The sequence below is a fragment of the Ohtaekwangia sp. genome (assembly GCF_036568665.1).
GTDB lineage: Bacteria > Bacteroidota > Bacteroidia > Cytophagales > Cyclobacteriaceae > Ohtaekwangia.
Genome location: NZ_DATCSD010000078.1, coordinates 1 through 3,816, shown reverse-complemented (window position 1 = coordinate 3,816; position 3,816 = coordinate 1). Strand labels below are relative to the sequence as shown.

The following is a 3,816-nucleotide window of genomic DNA, read 5'->3' as shown; positions in this document are numbered from 1 at the left end:
AATTTCTTCAAAAGGGACTCCAGGTGAGCTATTGAATCTGCTACTTAATGGATTTCATCGGTAAGAACAATATTGTTTCTCATAGGATCAGGAATCTGTCCACATGATGTTAACGCAAATACCATCATTAAATAAGGTAATAAATTTAAACGCATAGAATTTAATTTTGAGGAACCTCCATAAAGAAACCTAAATTTATCATTTGTGTATCACGACTATGATCAAAAAAACCACCCGGATTATTGAAATCGGGTGTCTTTGTTTGAAACGTTTGATTATATCCGGCTCCGGCAATAGCCTCAAAATAAGTAAGCCCTAACGCCCTGGCTGCGACACCGTAGTTGATATTTCCAAAATCATCGTAGTTATATACCTTACCATCATAAATTGCTTGGTCGCCTATTTCAGCTCGACTGAAACCTTTATGTGGCTGTTTGATATCAAACTCTTTCTTAGTCCCGACTTTGTTCTTAAAGAAATTAAGCTTTGCTGCCCTTCGTTGTATTGCAGGAGACAGGAGATTAATTCCGATCATGGGAAATTCAATATCATCATTTTTTTATCCCATTGCTCTTCAGTTTTTCGCAACTTGCAAAATATATAATTGAGCTTACCACAAATAAGTTACTCTACAACTATAAATTTATATTCGAATGGAATCTTTGTTGTGTCGAATTGAATCTCGCCTGTATATTCATATACACCTGTACTCGTTGGGTTATATGTATATTCTTTTAGAGAGCCATCAGCACCCTCAAAAACTGCAGGTTCTGGCTTAAATACATGAATAGTATACTTAGGCTTTGCTGCTGTAATTAAGCTTATAAATTTCCCGCCCAATCTTATTGTATCCTTTTTCAATAATACGCTAAAATTTCGGGTGCTTAGCGATTCTTTAAACATCATAGCAATTGAATCATGCTTGTTAAATAGATAAACAGCTTCACCATTGATGCCATACATTTTCTTTTGTTTTAACTCCTTAACGCTTTTCCCACAACCAAAGAGAAATAGCATCAATGAAATACCCAAACCGATAGCAAAAACTTTTAAGTTCATAAAATATAATTTAAATTCAATTTTAAGGATAAGGAATTGAAGTTGGCGTCATCGTATGAATTCCATCTTTATACTCATATTTAAACAGCTTGCCTTGGAACTTCTTGTTTGGCCCTAAATATCTATAAAGTCCGGGATGTCCTGGAACTTCTCTCCACACATATATTCTTGCAGATGGTAACCACGAACCATAATAAAGATTTCGCGGGTCTTCCTCAAAAACTCCAATTGCTCCGAAGCCCGCGTCCAGAATATTGCTTGCAGTTGTAAAATTAAGAATATTCATTATGTGCTTAGGGTCGTTGAGATCCCAAACCCCATATTTACCTTCGCCCAATTTTTTCAAGGCAAATTGTTCGTTGCCCCTGCCTATTATTATTATGCCGGGACCGTTGTGGATATCATTATGTAACCCTAACATGTCGGACAAATTCCACCAGTAACTATTCCAAGCCTCCGTCAAAGTTGGTGGGTCATCTGGACCGTCTTTCTTTTCTTCGCTGCCTTTCTCCTTACTTCCACTTTCATCTTCAGCCTCATATCCTTTAAGAATCTTTTCAAAGATGGGTTCGATCGTTTGAGTGGCCGAATTTAGACTAACACCAACATATTTTAAGTCATAGATTGGCCGCCCTCTACCGCTAAGCTTAAACTGTTCAGCATGATCACTTGCCCATTGAATACCTTCAGCCTCGGAACCAAAGAGTATTTGGCCGCCATCTTCGCTCCAGCTTCCCCCATCACCATACCATGCATCTTCTATGAAACGAAATAATTCCGCTTGTGTAGCCTTCAATAAACCATTTGGATCATTGAATCTAGCTGGATTATTCCCTGCATACGAAAATGGCGAGGTTGAATGGTCTATGTGTGCTAAAGGATCCACCTGGTGGAATCTTCCAAGTACAGCATCATAGTTTCTGTAAGGCAAATCATATAATGAAGAAGTATTATTCAATTCACTGGCCTCATTATACAAGTAATTATTCGTTGCATTCGTCCTCGTCCAACTATTCTGTGTCTGCAAACCAAATGGATAGTACTCATTATACTGCACTACGCTGGAAGGTGTATACTTCATCGACACATCATCAAAATATACATCTACCAACCGCTGGTCTTCGTTCGATACGTACATATAGGCGTAACCCTCTTCTTTTACCGTATAACTTTTCGACATGGATACATACACGCCTTCTGATGTTGCCAGTAACTGGGCGTATGCCGCATCCACAAATTTATAATTTTTATCGAACAGCATAATATTTACAAATGCGCGCACGTGCGTGTTGTCGGAGCTGCCATCGCCATAACCGGCCGCCTCAAATCCTCCCACGGTATTGAGCGCGGAAGAAGCCGTTCCGGTTTCACCTGCAACGGGTGCCGAGAGGCTAAAGGCTGAGAGCAATGCTCCTGCAAACTGCGTAAGCTGGCTTGAGCTGCTGGTTGATAAGTTCCGGTACATACCCCAGGCATCTATCTGAAGTTTATCGCCCGGAAACACGCGGTAACTTTTGGCAACGCCTACAAGCCCGGCATATCCGCCATTGAGCAGAAGTGATCCTGTACCTGCAGTAGTATGGTTGTTTGTAGCGGTATTGTTGAGCTTACCTCCGGTTGGATAATTCTGGAAGTTAGCCTGCTCTGCGCTTGGTGTTTCGAAGCTTGCTGTCTTACTATCAACGGCAGGTGCAGCAGACGTGAACACCACGCGCGTATTACCTTGATGGTCAGCTATAGCATATTGGTATTCATAGTTTGAGCCGTTCTTTACCACGCGTCCTTCCGGTGATGAAATGAAACTGAGTGCGTTATTGGTATATACAAAGCCGTTCACATAGTCCGTAGCCGTTACTGTGCTGCCAACCGTAGTAGTCATCTTGAGTTTGTTTCCGCTGGCATCGTATAGATAGTCAATCTTGCGACCATCGGTAAAATTGATGGTGGAAGCTTTACCTTGCAAATTATATACTATGCTGCTGATGCCTTTGTTATCATCTTTGGTAAGACTACCGTTGGTATCGTAGGTATATTCATCGGTACCGTTCACTTTGCCATTGGTAAAACCGGTTGCGCTGGCAGCATCTTCCACTTTGTTCAGCTGGTTTCCGGCAGCGTATGTATACGTGAGGTTATCGATAGCGAGTGCCGTACTGGTAGTAGTGGTGCCGCTGAGGCCGCGCAGGTTCTGGTAACGGGTCAGTGTCTGTATGTTACCGTTTACATCGTAGGTTGCATTTTCATTGAGTGTGTTCTGCTCAGCAGTCCAGTTGCTGGCAGTAGATTTCTGGAAAGTAGCATTGGTCAGTCGGCCGGCCTGATCGTAGGTATATTTATAGCTGCGTTGTTCAGCCATACCGTTGGCAGCGCCAGAACCTTTCCATTTTATGGCACTGGCATTGCCATCATAGTAAGCGTTGTTGCCCATGCCGGCTGCGGCCTCATAGCTAAACTCCATCCCGAAATAGTCATTGGTGTCAGTGCTCGTCAGCGGGTCTGCGGGGGTAATTTTACGTATGGGTTTGCTGCTTATATATCTAGGTGCCATACTTTCAATACTGAATACAATAATATGAATCATTATTGCTTTACTCCTTCTTATACTCCAATACCTGGGCAACAATATTTGCCAAGTATTCCACACCATACATATCAGGTTCAGTAGAATTCTTATTAAATGGAGAGAAGAACTTATCAGTGTCCCCGGGCCCTAAAAAGCCAAGCATTACTATTTTCCCCTCTATATCCTCCTTTTTC

The 3,816-nt window shown here is 41.8% G+C and carries 4 protein-coding genes; all 4 read right to left on the bottom strand.

Annotated elements, in window-relative coordinates; genetic code table 11:
* Positions 1-160: 160 nt before the first annotated feature.
* The 4 genes from VIN08_RS04070 to VIN08_RS28615 all read right to left on the bottom strand — a co-directional run bounded on the left by VIN08_RS04070 (position 161) and on the right by VIN08_RS28615 (position 3,803).
* Positions 161-535: a polymorphic toxin type 44 domain-containing protein gene (locus VIN08_RS04070; RefSeq protein ID WP_331960620.1), complete on the bottom strand. Its 375-nt coding sequence runs from the start codon at positions 533-535 to the stop codon at positions 161-163.
* 89 nt (positions 536-624) lie between these two features.
* Positions 625-1,059 carry a hypothetical protein gene (locus tag VIN08_RS04065; protein ID WP_331960617.1) on the bottom strand — a complete coding sequence of 145 codons (435 nt, stop codon included), beginning with the start codon at positions 1,057-1,059 and terminating at the stop codon, positions 625-627.
* Between the two features lie 22 nt (positions 1,060-1,081).
* Positions 1,082-3,607, bottom strand: a complete 2,526-nt coding sequence (locus tag VIN08_RS04060) for an RHS repeat-associated core domain-containing protein (protein ID WP_331960615.1) — start codon at positions 3,605-3,607, stop codon at positions 1,082-1,084.
* A 40-nt stretch (positions 3,608-3,647) separates the two neighbouring features.
* On the bottom strand, positions 3,648-3,803 hold the full coding sequence (locus VIN08_RS28615) for a CHASE2 domain-containing protein (protein ID WP_414693240.1): 156 nt from the start codon (positions 3,801-3,803) through the stop codon (positions 3,648-3,650).
* Between the last annotated feature and the right edge of the window lie 13 nt (positions 3,804-3,816).